The sequence below is a fragment of the Robiginitalea biformata HTCC2501 genome (assembly GCF_000024125.1).
Lineage (GTDB): Bacteria > Bacteroidota > Bacteroidia > Flavobacteriales > Flavobacteriaceae > Robiginitalea > Robiginitalea biformata.
This window is the reverse complement of record NC_013222.1, coordinates 2,616,147-2,633,553: the sequence shown is the minus strand read 5'-3', so window position 1 is coordinate 2,633,553 and position 17,407 is coordinate 2,616,147. Positions and strand designations below refer to the sequence as shown.

Genomic DNA, 17,407 nt, shown 5'->3' with positions numbered 1-17,407 from the left:
GTCAGGAAACAATTTGCCCGTCCACCATGGTCAGCGTCCGGTCCGCCATTCCGGCAAGTTCCTCGTTGTGGGTGACGATGACGAAGGTCTGCCCATAGGTGTCCCGGAGTTCAAAGAACAGGTTGTGCAGGCGGTCGGCGCTGGCGGAATCCAGGTTCCCGCTCGGTTCATCGGCTAATATAACCGCGGGCTTGTTGATCAGGGCCCGGGCCACGGCCACCCGTTGTTGTTCCCCTCCGGAGAGTTGGGAAGGCTTATGGTCCATCCGGCTGCCCAACCCCAAAAATTCCATGAGTTCCCGGGCCTGTGCTTCGGCTTCCGCTCGTTCCGTATTCCGGATGAACGCGGGGATACAGACGTTTTCAAGGGCAGTGAATTCCGGCAGCAGCTGGTGGAATTGAAAGATAAACCCGATCCGCTCATTGCGAAACCGCGCCATCTGCTTCTCCCCGAGACCTGTAATGTCCTGCCCGGCGATGGTTACCCGGGTATCGTACCCGGGGGCCGGCTGGTCCAGGGTGCCCAGGATCTGCAACAAGGTGGTTTTGCCCGCCCCGGAGGCCCCGACCACGGAAACGATTTCAGCCTCCCCGATCTCCAGGTCGACCCCTTTGAGGACTTCGAGGTCCCCGTAAAACTTGTGAATATTTGCAGCGCTGATCATTGGGTCTTATTCCGACGGGGAAAGTAACTATTCGGCCAGAATCCGCAAAATCAATTCCGCCTAAGTACCCGCAGGCATGGGCCAAAAACCGGTTTTTTTTCCCATCTTTAATGCAAATTCACAACCATGCCGTATCGCCACCTTGAAGAGTACAATATTGAGGTCACCCGGGAAGTTACCGACCACTACGAGCGCATCCTCAGGGAGATCGGGGAGGACCCGGCCCGGGAGGGCCTGCTCAAGACCCCGGAACGAGCCGCCAAAGCCATGCTGTTCCTCACCCAGGGGTACCGGCAGGATGCGGTCGAAATCCTCAAGGGCGCCATGTTCCGGGAATCCTATAGCGAAATGGTCCTTATCAAGGATATCGAGGTGTACTCCCTCTGCGAACACCATATGCTCCCTTTTTACGGCAAGGCCCACGTGGCCTACATCCCGGACGGCCACATCGTCGGCCTGAGCAAAATCCCCCGGGTGGTGGATGTCTTTGCCCGCCGCCTCCAGGTGCAGGAACGCCTCACGGACGATATCCTGGAATGTATCAATACCACCTTGAAGCCCCGGGGGGTTGCCGTGGTCATTGAGGCAGCCCATATGTGCATGATGATGCGGGGCGTACAGAAACAAAACTCGGTTACGACAACCTCCGGGTTCCGGGGCCAGTTCGAAAAAAGCGAAACCCGGAACGAATTCCTGAAACTGATCAGTTCGGAACTCCACTGATGCAACCCGCCCGAAATGAATGCGTTATTTGAAGGTAAAAAAAGGAAACTCCTCTTCGGGCTGCTGTTCGACGGGATCGGGATGCTTTCCCTGCTCATCCCCGGGCTGGGGCCGGCCCTGGACCTGATCTGGGCCCCGGTTGCCGGCTGGTTGATGACACAGCTCTATGCCGGTACAGCCGGACGAGCCGCAGGATTCGTCGCCTTTGCCGAGGAGTTGCTTCCGGGGACGGACATCGTTCCGACCTTCACGCTTATGTGGATATATACCTATTGGATTCGGAAAGGAAGGCATGACCCGTCAACCCGCTAAATAAAGGAAATAGCGAGCGCCCGGGAAATGCCCGGGCGCTTATCAATTATCAAATGAGTTATTCCTTATTGGAATCCGACCCGCTTTGGGTTACAGCGTCATGCTCAACCCGAGGCTGATATTTCTTCCCATATTGTTGATGCCGTCGGCCTTTATGCGTGAGAGGTGGGCGATGTATTTGGTGTCCAGCAGGTTATTTGCGGCAATCCGGATATCCAGGGGGTTCCCGAAAAGCGGAAGTCGGGTTCCGAGTCCCGCATGAACGAGGTTGTAAGCCGGGGTTTCCGTTTCAAAATCCCCAGGCCTGCCCTGCCTGAAATAGGTTTCTAATCCCAGGAATCCATAAAAGTTTTCCAGGTTACTTGAAATTTTATCCCATTCCACCCGAAGTGTATTCCGCCAATTTACCGGCGGGATAAGCGGCAATGGCGTCCCGGAATCGAGTTCCCCGATTACTACAGCCACGTTGCTTTGAAGGTGCAGCCAGTCCAGCGGATGCGGGTGCAGGTGGAAAACAGCCTCGCCCCCATAGAGGGTGGCATCCTGTTGCCGGTATTGAAACTCCGGGTCCCCTTCCACAGTATTCCCCGTTGGGGCTATAAAGATAAAATCCCGGATCCGGTTATGGAATCCGTTGATCCCCAACTCAAAGTGTTCTCCTTTATATTCCAGGGAAAGGTCGGCCTGAACATTGCGTTCGTTTTCCAGGTCCGGATTTCCGATTTCAAAGCGGTTTGCGCCGGAGTGTGTTCCATTGGAGCCCAGTTCGGACAAGTTTGGTGCCCGGAACCCCGAGGCCAGATTCAGGCGACCGATCACTCGTGGTGCAATGTCTATGCGGTATCCTGCGGCGGCGTTAAAGCTATTGAAGGAACGATCCAATGGTCCGATGTATTCGCTTTCTCCGGGTGTGCCAAACGCATCGCTATCGATTTGTCGCCGGTCGTACCGGAGCCCGAGTTGCAGGTCGCTTTTCTCGAAGTGGACATGCGAGGTGGCCATCAACCCCACATCGACTGTGCGGGCGTCCGGGACGAGGATTTCTTCCCCCGCATTGGAGTTTTCTTGCCACATGCCCTGTAAGCCCACTACGGTCTGCCAGCTATCCCCCGAAGGACTGAATTGATACTGCAGGTTATAGTTCAGCGTATTGAGTTGCATATCCAGAGACGGGCCTTCTTCTCCGTGTTCTTCTTCGGCATGCTCCTCCCCATCTTCTTCTCCTGCATGCTCTTCATGGTCTTCGAATTCCAACCGAGAATTTCCCACGTAACCCAGGATTACTTTGAGACTGGAATTTTTCATAAAGAATTCCGTGGTATTACTTAGAATGTGCGATTCTATTTCCTGGTAGGGTAACAAAGGTGTCCGATCTGTTCCCTGCACCCCGATTTCCTCGGGAATGCCTGGTTCCGAACGGTTGTAGTTGTATCGCAAATCGTTTTTGAACCGGCCGGATGCATAACCCACGCCTGTCTTCAGGTCCCATTCGCTGAACCGGGAATTCGTGATGCGGGTATCCCCACCATCCTGGTAATCTGCATGGGATGCCCTGGCAAGTCGGGCCAGGAATTTCCATTTCTCTCCGGAAACGCCGGCCCCTGCATTCGCTGCGACCCCGGATGTGTTACCGAAATATAGGGCTGTGGCATCCGCCTGCGCAGTGCCCGCCGGGGCATATCGCTGCGGGTTTAGGTATAATACCCCCCCCAGCGCATCGGAACCGTAGAGAAGTGAAGCAGGGCCTTTGATCACTTCAACACTTTCGATTCCGGCATCGCTGATTCCGAGGCCGTGTTCATCTCCGAATTGCTGATTTTCCATCCGAATACCCTGAGTATAAACCAAAACCCGGTTCGAACTCAAACCACGAATCACAGGTTTGCCGATTCCCACCCCGGTACTCACCGTCTCCACACCGGCGATTTGGCGGAGGCCTTCGGCGAGGGTAGGGGACCCGTTTTTCCGGATTTCAGCCAGGGGGGCCTGTTCCACTTTCATAACATTTTCGCGTTGCAATTTGTGAAACGGCGTGGACACGATGACTTCTTCCATTTCGATGGCACTAGGCCGGAGGCGGATGGTCAGTGAAGGGTTATTTTCCCCCAGGGTAATGCTTTGGGTGAACGCGGCATATCCGATCATCGATACCACCAACTTGTATGTGCCTTCAGGCAATTGTCGGATATGGAAATTTCCATCGGTATCGGTAATCACCCCGTTTTCGAGTTGGGGAAAATAGACGGTAGCCTGTTCCAGGGGGGCATTGTCAGAAGCGTCCAGTACGCGGCCCTGCAGTTCATGCTGGGCGTGAAGCATGCCCGCAAGCAGCAGGCAGCCTATGGTAAATAGTATTCTCATTGGTAAGCGGATTTAGTCGTTATGTAAAGGAAAGTACACCCAAATGGTAAGGGTGCCAATAAGAGCCGGGTTAAACCGGAGGCGCCCGTAACGAATAAAACCGGGGAGAGTCACCCGCCACCCCTTGAACGGTATATATTAGGGGTCGGTGGTTTACTGCAAATTGGAAAGGCTCCCATAGGAAACATGAAGCCTCAAGCGGGGTGACAATGTGATATTTATGGAATTCACAATCAAATTCAGCCTGGTGAATATGATTGGGGATATCCTCGTTGCATTCTATCCGGATATGCCCATCCAGCGCGTGTGACAGTTTGGCAACTGTCGGGAGCGACAGGCAGACAAAAAGCAGCCAGGAAATGAGTATTCGAATCATACAAGAGGGACTCAATGCAAAATAAAGGAATTGACCCGCCTCAGGCTGTTAAATAAAACTTAATTCAAGAGAGGAGAAAACCCAGCCCCATGCGCTGCAGCATCTTCTTTTCGAAATTCCAGAAAAACCGGAACTGGCCGAAGATCCACCCGAAGGTAACTAAGAGTACCTGGTAAAAGGGGAAAATAAGCAGGAGCCGAAGCGTCCAGTAGAGTATTGGCCGCCAGCCGCCCGAACCTTCGCGGAGCGCATCCAGCCCGATCCAGTTCAAAAAAGGCTTGGCCACCCAAACCGAGGCGGACCCGGTAATGGCGAAAACGATCAGGATGACGATTAATTGAAAATTCGAGGTAATTCCCCAGCGCTGTTTGAGTTTCTTCATCTCCGTGTAAACTGGCGGCAAATATACGCATTCATACTCATGTGCCCGGTGCCCCCGGGGCTGGAATCTCCGATTTGTAGGGCCGGAGTATTCCGGGCACGGGGTCAGATTCTCGGTACCCAGGGCCCGAGCCGCTGGTTGTATCGCCGCTGGAAATAGATAAAGTAATTGTAGAGTTTGTAGTTTACCTCGTAGCCATAGTCTACCTGCGGGTCGTAGTCAATCGGGAGGGCGTAGAGGTCGGCCCCGCCGTACTGGGCCGGTTGCAGCGCCCGTTGGTTCCAATTGGTGACGTAGATATGGTTGCGGTTCTCCAAAAAAGTCTGGGAATAATAGCCTTCGGGTTTGGCGATGCTGACCAACCAGTTGTAGAAACCCGGTTCGATGATAATGATCTCGTATTCGGTTTCTGCATCGGCAATCCGCACGCTGTCCGGCCCCTGGCTGTTGAGCACTTCCTTTTCCTGCTCGCTCATGGCAATGCCTTGCTGGCCGGAACAGGCGGCCAGCAACAGGACCAGGGCAGCCACGAGGGTGGTGGAGATAAAATATTTCATAGCGATACTTTCTCTTAAAATAAGAAAAAACCGCCGGAGGTTTTCCGGCGGTTTCGTTAAAAATTCGCTAAACAGGGTGATAGGCCAGCGCCTGATTATCTTCCAAATAGCCCGCCGAGCAAGCCACCCAATCCGCCTTTCTTGTTTTGTTTGCTCCCGAGTACCATGTCCGCAACATCATCCAGCACACTGCCGTCCCCGTCGGCGTCTATCAGGCTTTCTATCAGGCTCTGGTTCCGGTGGGGCTGCCCCCCGAGCATGCTGCCCAGGAGTGTATTGAGGCCGTTGGCATCAGAAACATTGTTCTGGGAACGCTGGCGCCCCAGGAACCCCATCAGGATAGGAGCGGCAACTTGCAGGATATTTGCAACCGAGGAGGCGTCCATCCCGGATTTCTGGCTCAGAGCGCTTTCCACGGCCGGCTGCTTGCTTCCCAGGATATGGCCGAGAATCCCGGCGCCGTCCCGCTTCACCTTTGCGTCCACACCCCCGCCAAACAGACCGCCCAGGTCGTCCAGGATACCCCCGGAATGTTTTGAGGAGAGGGCGCTCATCAGGCCCTGGGCCCCGTCCGGAGTAGACACGTTTTTCTTCATGGCCCCCATTAGCAAGGGCATGGCCATGCTCAGTACATCAGCCGTTTGGTCTTCGGGTTCTCCGGTATCCCGGGAAACCCCTTCAATGAGTTGTTTGCCCATCGGGCTGTTGAGTAATTCCAATATTCCGGACATGTGAAAAGGGTTTTAATGGGAGGAGCAATATACGAAAAGATGGGGCCTGCCGGAGGCCTCAATCCGCTTTTTTGAGCAATTCAACTACCTGGCCGGCCAGTTCCAGCCCAATCCGCTCCTGGGCTTCCAGCGTGGAGCCGCCGATATGGGGGCTCAGGGACAGGTCCGGGTTCATCAGCAATCGTACCCCGGGGCGCGGCTCCTCGGCAAACACATCGAGGCCTGCAAAGCTCAGATGGCCCGAATCCAATGCGGCAAGAAGTGCCTCCTCGTCAATGACGCCGCCGCGGGAGGTATTGATCAGGCCCGCACCCCGGGGCATCAGACCCAGTTCCCGGGATCCGATTACCGGGCGGTCCTGGGCCGGGACATGCAGGGTCACGAAATCCGAACGGGAAAGCAACTCATCCAGCCCGAATCCCTGGATTTCCAAATCGTATTGTTGCCCGCCGGCAAATTCAAGGGTCATTACGGCCCTGTCCCGGTGGGTGTCGTGGAAGCAGACTTCCATTCCCAATCCCAGGCCAATCCGGGCGACAGCCTCACCGATGCCGCCGAACCCGATAATCCCCAGGGTTTTGCCCCGAACCTCCCGCCCGGCGGCATAGGCTTTTTTAAGGGCCCGGAACTGTTGGTCCCCCTCCAGGGGCATATGCCGGTTGGACTCATGCAAAAACCGCGTCCCGCCGAGCAGGTGGGCAAAAACCAGTTCGGCCACCGAGTTGGCCGATGCATTCGGGGTGTGGATTACATGCAACCCTTTTTTGCGGGCATGGGCCACAGCAATATTGTCGAGGCCTACACCCGCACGGCCAATCAGCAGCAAGCCCGGGCAGGCGTCGATCAGTTCCTCGTTTACCTGGGTTGCAGACCTCACCAGCAGGGCGCGGATATTTTCCTTGTTCAGATAGGGGATCAACTGTTCCTGGGCCACCTTGGTGGTCAGTACTTCGAACCCGGCCGATTCCAATTTGGCGATGGCCGGTTCAGCGAGGCCGTCGTTGGCCAGAATGCGCATCATAGGGTATTAGGTTCAGTTTGTAGTCGTATTATCTGCATGAAGCCCTTCAATATCAAGCCTTTCGTTCCAGGTCGCTCATCACATCGACCAAAACCCCAACGCTTTCGAGCGGCAGGGCATTGTACATGGAGGCGCGATAACCACCTACGGACCGGTGGCCGTTCAATCCGTTGATACCTGCTTCCTTCCACATGGCGTCGAATGTTTCCTTCAGTTCGGGCCGGGTGAGGTTGAAGGTCGCGTTCATCAGAGAGCGGTCTTCTTTAGCGGCATACCCCTCAAAGAGGGGGTTCAGGTCGACTTCCGAATACAACAGTTTGGCTTTCTTTTCATTCTGCTCTTCGATGGCCGCAACCCCCCCGAGGTCCCGCAACCACTCCAGGGTAAGCAGGGAGGTATATACAGCGAATACGGGGGGCGTATTGAACATACTGTCCTTGGCTATATGCACCTGGTAATCCAGCATGGACGGGATTTTGCGGCTGACGCGCCCCAGGACCTCCGGCTTTACCACCACCAGGGTGGTACCCGCCGGCCCCATATTTTTCTGGGCACCCGCATAGATGAGGTCGAACTGTGAATAGTCGATTACCCTGGAAAAGATGTCGGAACTCATGTCTGCGATCAGGGGGGCGTCCCCCTTTGGAAAGTCTTTAAACTGGGTGCCGAAAATCGTATTGTTGGAGGTCAGGTGGAGGTAGTCCAGGCCTGCGGGGATGTCAAACCCTTTGGGAATATGGTTGAAGCCGGATTCCCCGGAAGAGGCCACCTCGACAACCTCGCCGAATATCCGGGCCTCCTTGATCGCTTTATCGCTCCAGGTCCCCGTGTTGATATATCCCGCCCGCTTTTCAAGCAGGTTGTAGGCCACCATCAGGAATTCCAGGCTGGCGCCACCCTGCAGGAAAAGAACTTCGTATCCCTTCCCTTCGAGCTGCATCAGTTCAAGGACCAGGCTGCGAGCCCTCTCCATAATGTCCACAAAGGCAGGACTCCGGTGGGAGATTTCAATAAGTGAAAGGCCGGAACCGTCCAGTTCCACCACGGCCTCGGCCGCTTTTTTCATAACGGATTCCGGCAGGATACACGGGCCGGCGCTGAAGTTGTGTTTTTTCATCGGTCGATTGATTTGTTTCTGCAGGGGTTTGCGCAAAAGTACACAATTACTGCTCCGGATTTGAAGCCGGGATTTCCTGGAGGAATGCAATGGTATCCACCCCATCTGCATAGGCGTCCAGGGCCGGCTGCTGGGCCTGTCCGAATGGAATGGCCCCTGCCAGGGTGTCCGGGCCAACCACGCATTGAAGATCGCCGGAAAGCGCATCGAGACGGTTCTGCAATTCCCGCATAAAGGTGTAGGTTTCATAAAACAGCGTGCCGATGGGTGAATCCAGGCCGGGATCTTCTTTAAGCAGCAGGAAGCCGTTGTCGAGCATGGCCGACCCGCTCATCAAATACACCGCTTTGTTGTAATCGTAGTTGTTGGCGTACTTCTGATGGTCGATTCGGTGTTTGTGGGCATAGCAAGCCGTGAAAAACGGGTCAAAGTCATAGCCATCCGGCACGAATAGCTTTGAGACGCTCCGGCAACCCAACCCGAAATAGCGGAAGATATCGTCTGCAAGGCCGCCGAGTTCTTCCGGGGATTCCGAACCGGTCAGTACGGCAACGCTGCTGCGGTTCATCCGGATGATGTGCGGGCGGGACCCGAAATAATATTCAAAATACCTGCTCGTGTTATTGCTCCCGGTGGCAATGACCGCATCGTACGCCTTCAGCGTCCCGTCCTCGAACCGGTACCGCCCGTCGAGGCTGGGCTCAAAACCCGTCAGCAGGCTGGCCAGGTGGGGCAGGAGGATGTTGTCGGAGGAAGAACATTTTACCAGGGCCCGGTTCCCGGTCAATAAGACGGATATAAAGTCGTGGAATCCCACCAGCGGGACGTTGCCCGCCAGGATAAGGGCAACGGTAAGTGGTTCGCCGGATGGGCTGTCATAGGCCGCGAGCCACTTCTTGAGGCGGTCTTTCCTCAGCAGATCCCCCCACTGCTGCAACGCATAGGTCACTTCTTCCCGGGTAAACCAGGGATTCTGCAACCGCGCCTGTTCCATTGTGGCTGTCAACTGGTGAAAGGCTTTGTTGCCGGAAGCTTCACGGGTAGTATCGGCAATACCGGAGGTTTCACGGGAAGCATCGGCAAGAAATTCCCGGAGGAAATCCCCAAGTTGGACCAGGGCGCTGAAGCTTGGATCGGGTTGTGCCATACTATTTGTGTCCTATGGGATTAGCAGTTACCTTTGTGCAAAAATAGAGATACCGGGGCCGCCTGCCAAGGGGTGCCGGTAGAATGTAGGAGATTTGAAACAGTGAGGCTATGGCGATTATCATAACAGACGAGTGTATAAACTGCGGGGCCTGTGAACCCGAATGCCCGAATACCGCAATCTACGAGGGGGCGGACGAATGGCGATACAGCGACGGGACTTCTCTTGAAGGCAACGTGGTCCTCCCCAATGGGAAGGAAGTAGACGCAGATGCCGTGCAGGAACCCATCAGTGATGAAGTTTATTACATCGCCCCGGACAAGTGTACGGAATGCATGGGCTTCCACGAAGAACCCCAGTGCGCGGCCGTATGCCCGGTAGATTGCTGCGTCCCGGACGACGACCATGTGGAAACCGAAGAGGAACTGCTCGGCAAGCAGCGCTTCATGCACCCGGAAGGATAGGTCGCTTCAAGGGGTGGGCAGGTCGCCCCGCCATGTCGTTTGGGCTAATCTTTCCCGGCACGGAAATTCTTCATTTCTTCCAGGGGTGCAATTACCTGCGTATCCTCCCAGATGGTCGGTTCGTATTGCAGAATCTTTTGAATCCGGATTTTCTCCGGTTCCGTGTACCCGGCCAATGTGTGAAATTCAGCAGGATCTGCCGGGCTTAAAAGCACGGACTCCCGTTGCCGTACCCCGCCCTCCATCAGAAAATCAAAACGCACCTTTTTCCTGCGCCGGCTGTTCTCAATAAACTTTAAGCTGCGATGCAGGTAAATGTAATTGCCATATTCATTTTGAATAAAATAGGGGTCGTAGGTGTTTTGTTCGTTTCGTTTAAAAATCGCAGTACCCCGGCTGAGGTTTTCCACGTATTTAATCCCCAGGAGCAGCTTCAGGTTCACCTTGTCGCCACGCCGGCCGCGGCCATAGGCATAATCGGCCTTCAGTACGGCAAATGAAGTGGCATCCACAAAGAACGTCCCGGCGTATTTCGCCTTCCTTTTACGGGGTGTGAATTCGATGGCGTACACGTAATTTCCGTCAAAATAGGTGGCTTCCACAAACCGGTATTCGTAGAGGTCCCCGTCCAGGAACCTGCGGAGTTTTGTCCCGTCCCTCCAGCTGGCAATTCCCAGTATTCCCTGGCTCCTGCCTTTCAGGTAGTCGTATTCGGAACTATCGCTTTCCCGGTTTTCAGCTTCCATAAACTCCTTTCCGGGCGAAATGCTGTCCTCGATCTTGAACAATCCGGTTTTGACCTTATAGGTTTGGCTGCTGTCCAGGTGTGCCAGGATGATTTTCTGGGCGCGAGCCTGTATGTCGTCCATGGAATACCCCTTTTTGTGGTCGGTCAGTTCCGTGGCACGGTCCACCCGGAGGATGGCAGTGGTATCGTCCACTACAGCCAGGTTGCCCTTGAAATCCAGGAACATCCGGGCATCGCTTCGCACAATGTCCTCCCCGAGTTTTCTGAGGCGTTTGTCGGCAGCATCCAGGGCCCGGCGGTTCAGGTCGGATGCTTTTTCCAATTCCAGCTGCAGGTCTTCGAATTGCATGTATTCGGACTCTCTGAAGAAAATTTCAAAAGCTTTTCCCGATAACGGGTAGTTGGTGGAAAGGCCTTGCCGCACCTGCTCGATGATCTCCTCAGCCCCGGGCACCCGGCTGGTAAGCCGGACTTCATTCAGGTTGATGGCAGCAGGCTGCATGCGGATGGGCCCGGACTGCGCCCGGAGTCGGTCATGTTCCAGTTCAAGGGTCCGGTAGCCCATACAGGAAATCCGGACAGCCCGGCTGCTGAGGCCTTCGGGGTTCAGGGTAAAATACCCTTCCTCGTTGCTGATGGTGCCTTTGCCGGGTCCGGTCTCCACGGAGGCAAAGGGGACGGGTTCGTCCGAGTTTGCGTCCACAACCCGAAAGGTGGCGGATTGCGCAAAAGCAAGGCTGCTTACCAGGAAAAATAGCAGCAACTGAATTATTCGCATAATGGCTGGGTTCTCCTAAATGGACGCGCGGGAAGTAGATTTGTTACCGACTCGTGAAAATTTAACGTCGAATACCGGCCGAATACCGGCTGAAACGGGATATTGGCCTATATTTGCAGCCGTAAATCGGGAGCCTGAGTGCTCTGCAAGATCGAACCCATGAAAGCCGGAATTGTAGGATTGCCAAATGTCGGAAAATCGACCCTTTTTAATTGCCTGTCCAATGCGAAGGCCCAGAGTGCAAACTTTCCGTTTTGCACCATCGAACCGAATATCGGGGTAGTCAACGTCCCGGACCCGCGCCTGAAAAAGCTGGAATCCCTTGTTCAGCCGCAGCGCGTGGTGCCTGCCACCGTCGAAATCGTCGATATCGCCGGACTCGTCAAAGGCGCCAGCAAAGGGGAGGGGCTGGGCAACCAATTCCTCGGGAATATCCGGGAAACCGATGCCATCCTGCACGTCTTGCGCTGTTTTGACAATGACAACGTGGTCCATGTGGACGCGTCGGTAGATCCGATCCGCGACAAGGAGACCATCGATATGGAATTGCAGCTGAAGGACCTGGAAACCGTGGAAAAGCGCCTGGAAAAGGTGGGAAGGTCTGCCCGCACCGGCAACAAGGAGGCCCAAAAGGAAGCCTCGGCCCTGGAGCGATTAAAAAAGGGACTGGAATCCGGCACCTCCGTCCGGGCTATCGGATTCGAAGAGGACGATTACCGGGAATTTGTGGCCCCCCTGCAGCTGATTACCGACAAGCCTGTCCTGTATGTCTGCAACGTAGACGAACAGGCGGCCACAACCGGGAATGCATATGTGGACCGCGTTCGAGAGGCCGTTGCCGGGGAACAGGCAGAAGTATTGGTCCTGGCCGTAGCCACGGAGGCGGACATCAACGAGTTGGAAACCTTTGAGGAGCGCCAGCTTTTCCTGGAAGATTTGGGACTGGACGAGCCCGGATCGTCAAAGCTCATCCGCTCCGCCTACAGCCTGCTTAACCTGCAGACCTATTTCACCGCAGGGGAGAAGGAAGTGCGGGCGTGGACCATACCCGTGGGGTCGTCAGCTCCTCAGGCAGCGGGGGTTATCCACACAGACTTTGAGAAAGGCTTTATTCGCGCAGAGGTCATTTCCTATGACGATTACATCCGGTACGGCAGCGAAGCGAAGGTTCGGGAAGCAGGAAAAATGCGCGTTGAAGGCAAGGAATACATCGTTCAGGACGGGGATGTGATGCATTTCCGGTTCAACGTCTGATGTGCCTGCCCGGGGAGCAGGCCTCACCGCCGCAACGTCGGGCCGCGGCTTTTGCGTATAGTAGGGGCATTAAAGTAATCAACAAACGCCGGCCGGTATTGTTAATTACTTTGGGAAGCCCCGATTTTATTTTCTTTTGCTATATTTTATATTAGCGGGTTAAACCCCTGAGTGCATGGCGCAATCCCAATATACCGAAGAGAATATCCGTTCCCTCGACTGGAAGGAGCACATCCGGATGCGCCCCGGTATGTATATCGGGAAGCTCGGCGACGGCTCCTCGGCCGATGACGGCATCTATATCCTCCTGAAGGAAGTGATCGACAACTGCATCGACGAGTTTGTGATGGGGGCCGGGAAGACCATCGAGATCACGATCCGGGAGGACAAGGTAACCGTCCGGGACTACGGGCGGGGCATCCCGCTGGGTAAGGTAGTGGAGGTGGTCTCCAAAATGAACACCGGCGGAAAATACGATACCCGGGCCTTTAAAAAAGCCGTGGGCCTGAACGGGGTGGGGACCAAGGCGGTCAATGCCCTTTCCACCTATTTCCGCGTGGAATCCAACCGGGATGGCAAGTCCAAGGCCGCCGAGTTCGAAACCGGCGACCTGAAGAACGAGGAGTTCCTGGAGGAAACCTCCCGCAAGCGGGGTACCAAGGTCACCTTTACCCCGGATGAAACCATTTTCAAGAAATACAAATACCGGAGCGAGTACGTGGAACGGATGCTCCGGAACTACGTATACCTGAACCCGGGGCTTACCATTGTGTTCAACGGGGAGAAATTCCACTCCGAAAACGGCCTGAAGGACCTCTTGCAGGACAACAACAGCGCTGACGACCTGCTCTATCCGATCATCCACCTGAAAGGGGAGGATATCGAGGTGGCCCTGACCCATAGCAAAACACAGTACAGCGAAGAATACCATTCCTTTGTCAACGGGCAGCACACTACCCAGGGCGGGACGCACCAGAGTGCCTTCCGCGAAGCGCTGGTTAAGACCTTACGGGATTTCTACGGCAAGAACTACGATCCTTCCGACGTGCGGAAATCCGTGATATCCGCCATCTCCATCAAGGTGATGGAACCGGTGTTCGAAAGCCAGACCAAGACCAAGCTGGGTTCCACGGACATGGGGGGCAACCTGCCTACCGTCCGGACCTACATCAATGATTTTGTGGGCAGGGAACTCGATAACTACCTGCATAAAAACCCGCAAACCGCAGAACTCATCCAGCGGAAGATCCAGCAGGCAGAACGGGAGCGCAAGGAACTCTCCGGTATTCGCAAACTCGCGCGGGAGCGCGCCAAGAAGGCCAGCCTGCACAATAAGAAATTACGGGATTGCCGGGTGCACCTGGACAATATGAAAAACGACCGCCGGCTGGAGACCACGCTGTTTATCACCGAGGGGGATTCCGCCTCCGGTTCCATCACCAAATCCCGGGACGTCAACACCCAGGCGGTATTCAGCCTGCGCGGGAAGCCGCTGAACTCCTACGGGATGAGCAAGAAAATCGTCTATGAGAACGAGGAATTCAACCTGTTACAGGCAGCCCTGAACATCGAGGAATCCCTGGAAGACCTGCGCTATAACAACATCGTGATCGCGACGGATGCGGACGTCGACGGGATGCATATCCGGTTGCTTTTGATCACTTTTTTCCTGCAATTTTTCCCCGAAATCATCAAGGAGGGCCACCTCTACATCCTGCAAACGCCGCTCTTCCGGGTGCGGAATAAAAAGGAAACCATCTATTGCTACAGCGAGGAAGAGAAGCGGGAGGCCGTTAAAAAGCTTAAAGGGAAACCTGAAATCACGAGGTTTAAAGGGCTCGGGGAGATTTCCCCAGACGAATTCCAGCACTTTATCGGCGAGGACATCCGCCTGGAACCCGTGATGCTGGACAAGGCGATGTCCATCGAGGAACTTCTCAAATTCTATATGGGCAAGAATACGCCGGACCGGCAGGAATTCATTATCGAAAACCTGAAAGTTGAAGTGGACCTGGTAGAAGAAAACCAATTGTAAGCAGCCCGGCTCAATGGAAGAAAACGCCCCACCAAACGATCCGAACCAACAGGAAGCGGAGCAGGAAGCCCTGACCCGGGTAACCGGCATGTACAAGGACTGGTTCCTGGATTACGCCTCCTACGTGATCCTGGAACGTGCCGTGCCGGCCATTGAAGACGGTTTCAAGCCCGTGCAACGGCGAATCATGCACGCCCTCAAGGAGATGGACGACGGCCGCTATAACAAGGTGGCCAACGTCGTGGGTCAGACCATGCAGTACCACCCCCACGGGGATGCGAGTATTGCCGACGCCATGGTCCAGATAGGGCAGAAGGACTTGCTGATCGATACCCAGGGGAACTGGGGGAACATCCTAACGGGGGACGGGGCGGCTGCCTCGCGGTATATCGAGGCGCGCCTGTCGAAATTTGCCCTGGAGGTAGTCTTCAGCCCAAAAATAACCGAATGGCAGCTCAGCTACGACGGGCGGAAGAAAGAGCCTGTCCACCTGCCCGTGAAGTTTCCGCTGTTGCTGGCCCAGGGGGCCGAGGGGATCGCTGTCGGCCTTTCGACCAAGATCCTGCCCCACAACTTCATCGAGCTGATTGACGCCAGCATCAAGCACCTGCAGGGAAAACGCTTCAAGCTCTATCCGGACTTCCCGACGGCCGGCATCATCGATATCGGCAATTACAACGACGGGGAACGCGGCGGGAAGGTGCGGGTACGCGCCCGTATCGCCCAGCAGGACAAAAACACGCTGGTTATCAGCGAGATCCCATACGGCACCAATACCTCTTCGCTGATCGATTCCATCCTCAAGGCAAACGACAAAGGAAAAATCAAGATTAAAAAGATCGAGGACAATACGGCAGCCGAGGTGGAAATCCTGGTGCATCTGCCCAGCGGGATATCGCCGGATAAAACCATCGATGCGCTCTATGCCTTCACGGCCTGTGAGACGTCCATCTCCCCCCTGGGGTGTATCATCGAGGACAACAAGCCTGTCTTTATGGGCGTCAGCGAGATGCTCCGCCGGTCCACGGACCACACTGTAGAACTTCTGCAGGCCGAATTGGAAATCCTCCTGGGGGAACTCCAGGAGCAGTGGCACGCCGCCTCCCTGGAACGGATATTTATCGAAAACCGGATTTACCGGGACATCGAAGAGGAGGAGACCTGGGAGGGGGTTATCGCAGCTATCGGGAAAGGCCTCAAGCCGCACACGGGCCACCTCCGTCGCGAGGTGACCGAAGAGGACATCGTCCGCCTGACCGAGATCCGGATCAAGCGGATCTCCCGTTTCGACCTGGACAAGGCCCAGGAGCACCTGGACAACCTGGAAAAGCGGATCGCAGAGACCAAACACCACCTGGCGCACCTCACGGATTACGCCATCGACTATTTCAGGGAGCTCAAAAAGAATTTCGGGGCCGGGCGGGAGCGCAAATCGGAAATCCGGGTTTTCGACGAGATCGAGGCTACCAAAGTGGTGATCCGCAACACGAAACTCTATGTAAACCGGGAAGAGGGATTTATCGGCACTTCCCTCCGCAAGGACGAGTACGTCACCGATTGCAGCGACATCGACGACATCATTGTATTTACAAAGTCCGGGCAGATGATGATTACCCGGGTGGATTCCAAGACGTTTGTCGGCAAGAATATCATCCACGTGGCGGTTTATAAGAAAAAAGACAAGCGCACTACCTACAACATGATTTACAAGGATGGCCGCGGGGGGCCGAGTTACGTCAAGCGCTTCAACGTAACGGCATTTACCCGCGACAAGCTCTACGACCTGACCACCGGCAAGGCCCAGTCCGAAGTGCTCTACTTTACCGCGAACCCGAATGGGGAAGCCGAGGTGGTGACAGTTAACCTGCGGCAATCCGGCAGTATCAAGAAGCTGAAATGGGACCTGGATTTTGCCGATGTGATGATCAAGGGGCGTAACGCCAAGGGGAATATCGTGACCAAATATCCCGTTAAGCGCATCGAGCTTAAGGAAAAGGGCCTGTCCACCCTCAAACCCCGGAAAATCTGGTTCGACGAAACGGTCCAGCGACTCAACGTGGACGGGCGGGGCGAATTGCTGGGCCAGTTCACCCCTGAAGACCGCTTGCTGATCGTAAACCAGAAAGGGGACGTCAAAACGGTCATCCCCGAGCTGACCATGCACTTTGACCCGAACATGATTGTCCTGGAAAAATGGAAACCGGAGAAGCCGCTTTCCGCCATCTACTGGGAAGGGGAGAAGGAGCTCTTTTACGTAAAACGCTTTCTGATTGAGAATCCGGACAAGGAGGAAAACATCCTGACGGACCACCCGGATTCCTATCTCGAGAAACTATTTACCGATTACCGGCCCGTGGCGGAGGTGGTCTTTACCAAAAAGCGGGGGCAGGAACGCAAGCCCAACCTGGAGGTGAACCTGGAGGAATTCATCGCTGTCAAGGGCATCACGGCCATGGGCAACCAGCTCACCCGGGAAAAGGTCCTGGAGATCAATGCGCTGGCGCCCCTTCCCTATGAGGAGCCGGAGAAAAAGGAGGCACGTGATATCGAGGTGGTGGATGAGCAGGACGTGGACGGAAAACCGGGGTCCAAAGAGACTGTCAAAAAAGCCTCCGGGGGCTCCGGGAATGACGGGGACTCCGGAAAAGGCCGTGGCCCCGGAAGCGGCGGTGGCTCCGGAAATGCCGGGGGTGACGAAACCAAAAACGGAGGCGAAAGCCAGGGAACCCTTTTCTAA

15 protein-coding genes are annotated in these 17,407 nt (G+C 55.2%); 6 read left to right on the top strand and 9 right to left on the bottom strand.

The annotated features are described in order from the left end of the window. Nucleotide 1: 1 nt before the first annotated feature. Nucleotides 2–664: an ABC transporter ATP-binding protein gene (locus RB2501_RS11690; RefSeq protein ID WP_015755039.1), complete on the bottom strand. Its 663-nt coding sequence runs from the start codon at nucleotides 662–664 to the stop codon at nucleotides 2–4. A gap of 126 nt (nucleotides 665–790) precedes the next feature. Between RB2501_RS11690 and folE the strand changes: the two genes are divergently transcribed. Next, nucleotides 791–1,387 carry a GTP cyclohydrolase I FolE gene (folE, locus tag RB2501_RS11685; protein WP_015755038.1) on the top strand — a complete coding sequence of 199 codons (597 nt, stop codon included), beginning with the start codon at nucleotides 791–793 and terminating at the stop codon, nucleotides 1,385–1,387. A 15-nt stretch (nucleotides 1,388–1,402) separates the two neighbouring features. Next, complete coding sequence (locus RB2501_RS11680) at nucleotides 1,403–1,699, top strand: hypothetical protein (RefSeq protein ID WP_015755037.1); 297 nt, start codon at nucleotides 1,403–1,405, stop codon at nucleotides 1,697–1,699. Nucleotides 1,700–1,789: 90 nt separating this feature from the next. Here the strand turns inward: RB2501_RS11680 and RB2501_RS11675 are convergent, their stop codons facing one another. From RB2501_RS11675 to RB2501_RS11645, 7 genes are all read right to left on the bottom strand, one after another. Beyond that, nucleotides 1,790–4,060 (bottom strand): TonB-dependent receptor, encoded by a 2,271-nt coding sequence (locus RB2501_RS11675; protein ID WP_041327222.1) that lies wholly within the window; start codon nucleotides 4,058–4,060, stop codon nucleotides 1,790–1,792. Between the two features lie 440 nt (nucleotides 4,061–4,500). Next, nucleotides 4,501–4,818, bottom strand: a complete 318-nt coding sequence (locus tag RB2501_RS11670; protein WP_015755034.1) for a DUF6787 family protein — start codon at nucleotides 4,816–4,818, stop codon at nucleotides 4,501–4,503. Nucleotides 4,819–4,922: 104 nt separating this feature from the next. Further along, entirely contained in the window at nucleotides 4,923–5,375 is a 453-nt protein-coding gene (locus tag RB2501_RS11665; protein WP_015755033.1) for a DUF6146 family protein, read from the bottom strand. A gap of 95 nt (nucleotides 5,376–5,470) precedes the next feature. Continuing rightward, on the bottom strand, nucleotides 5,471–6,106 hold the full coding sequence (locus RB2501_RS11660; protein ID WP_015755032.1) for a DUF937 domain-containing protein: 636 nt from the start codon (nucleotides 6,104–6,106) through the stop codon (nucleotides 5,471–5,473). A gap of 58 nt (nucleotides 6,107–6,164) precedes the next feature. Further along, nucleotides 6,165–7,124 (bottom strand): D-2-hydroxyacid dehydrogenase, encoded by a 960-nt coding sequence (locus tag RB2501_RS11655; protein ID WP_041327807.1) that lies wholly within the window; start codon nucleotides 7,122–7,124, stop codon nucleotides 6,165–6,167. 55 nt (nucleotides 7,125–7,179) lie between these two features. Continuing rightward, entirely contained in the window at nucleotides 7,180–8,244 is a 1,065-nt protein-coding gene (serC, locus tag RB2501_RS11650) for a 3-phosphoserine/phosphohydroxythreonine transaminase (RefSeq protein WP_041327805.1), read from the bottom strand. Nucleotides 8,245–8,290: 46 nt separating this feature from the next. Beyond that, on the bottom strand, nucleotides 8,291–9,391 hold the full coding sequence (locus RB2501_RS11645; protein ID WP_015755029.1) for an acyl-CoA reductase: 1,101 nt from the start codon (nucleotides 9,389–9,391) through the stop codon (nucleotides 8,291–8,293). 110 nt (nucleotides 9,392–9,501) lie between these two features. On the opposite strand from RB2501_RS11645, the gene RB2501_RS11640 reads away from it, so the two are divergent. After that, nucleotides 9,502–9,855: a 4Fe-4S dicluster domain-containing protein gene (locus RB2501_RS11640; protein ID WP_015755028.1), complete on the top strand. Its 354-nt coding sequence runs from the start codon at nucleotides 9,502–9,504 to the stop codon at nucleotides 9,853–9,855. 44 nt (nucleotides 9,856–9,899) lie between these two features. Here RB2501_RS11640 and RB2501_RS11635 read toward each other — a convergent pair whose 3' ends face one another. Then, nucleotides 9,900–11,381: a carboxypeptidase-like regulatory domain-containing protein gene (locus RB2501_RS11635; protein ID WP_083760720.1), complete on the bottom strand. Its 1,482-nt coding sequence runs from the start codon at nucleotides 11,379–11,381 to the stop codon at nucleotides 9,900–9,902. A gap of 159 nt (nucleotides 11,382–11,540) precedes the next feature. On the opposite strand from RB2501_RS11635, the gene ychF reads away from it, so the two are divergent. The 3 genes from ychF (at nucleotide 11,541) to RB2501_RS11620 (ending at nucleotide 17,407) form a co-directional block, all read left to right on the top strand. Continuing rightward, on the top strand, nucleotides 11,541–12,635 hold the full coding sequence (ychF, locus tag RB2501_RS11630) for a redox-regulated ATPase YchF (RefSeq protein WP_041327803.1): 1,095 nt from the start codon (nucleotides 11,541–11,543) through the stop codon (nucleotides 12,633–12,635). 175 nt (nucleotides 12,636–12,810) lie between these two features. Further along, a complete protein-coding gene (locus RB2501_RS11625) occupies nucleotides 12,811–14,670 on the top strand; it encodes a DNA topoisomerase IV subunit B (protein WP_015755025.1) in 1,860 nt (619 codons plus the stop codon). 13 nt (nucleotides 14,671–14,683) lie between these two features. Further along, a complete protein-coding gene (locus RB2501_RS11620; protein WP_015755024.1) occupies nucleotides 14,684–17,407 on the top strand; it encodes a DNA gyrase/topoisomerase IV subunit A in 2,724 nt (907 codons plus the stop codon).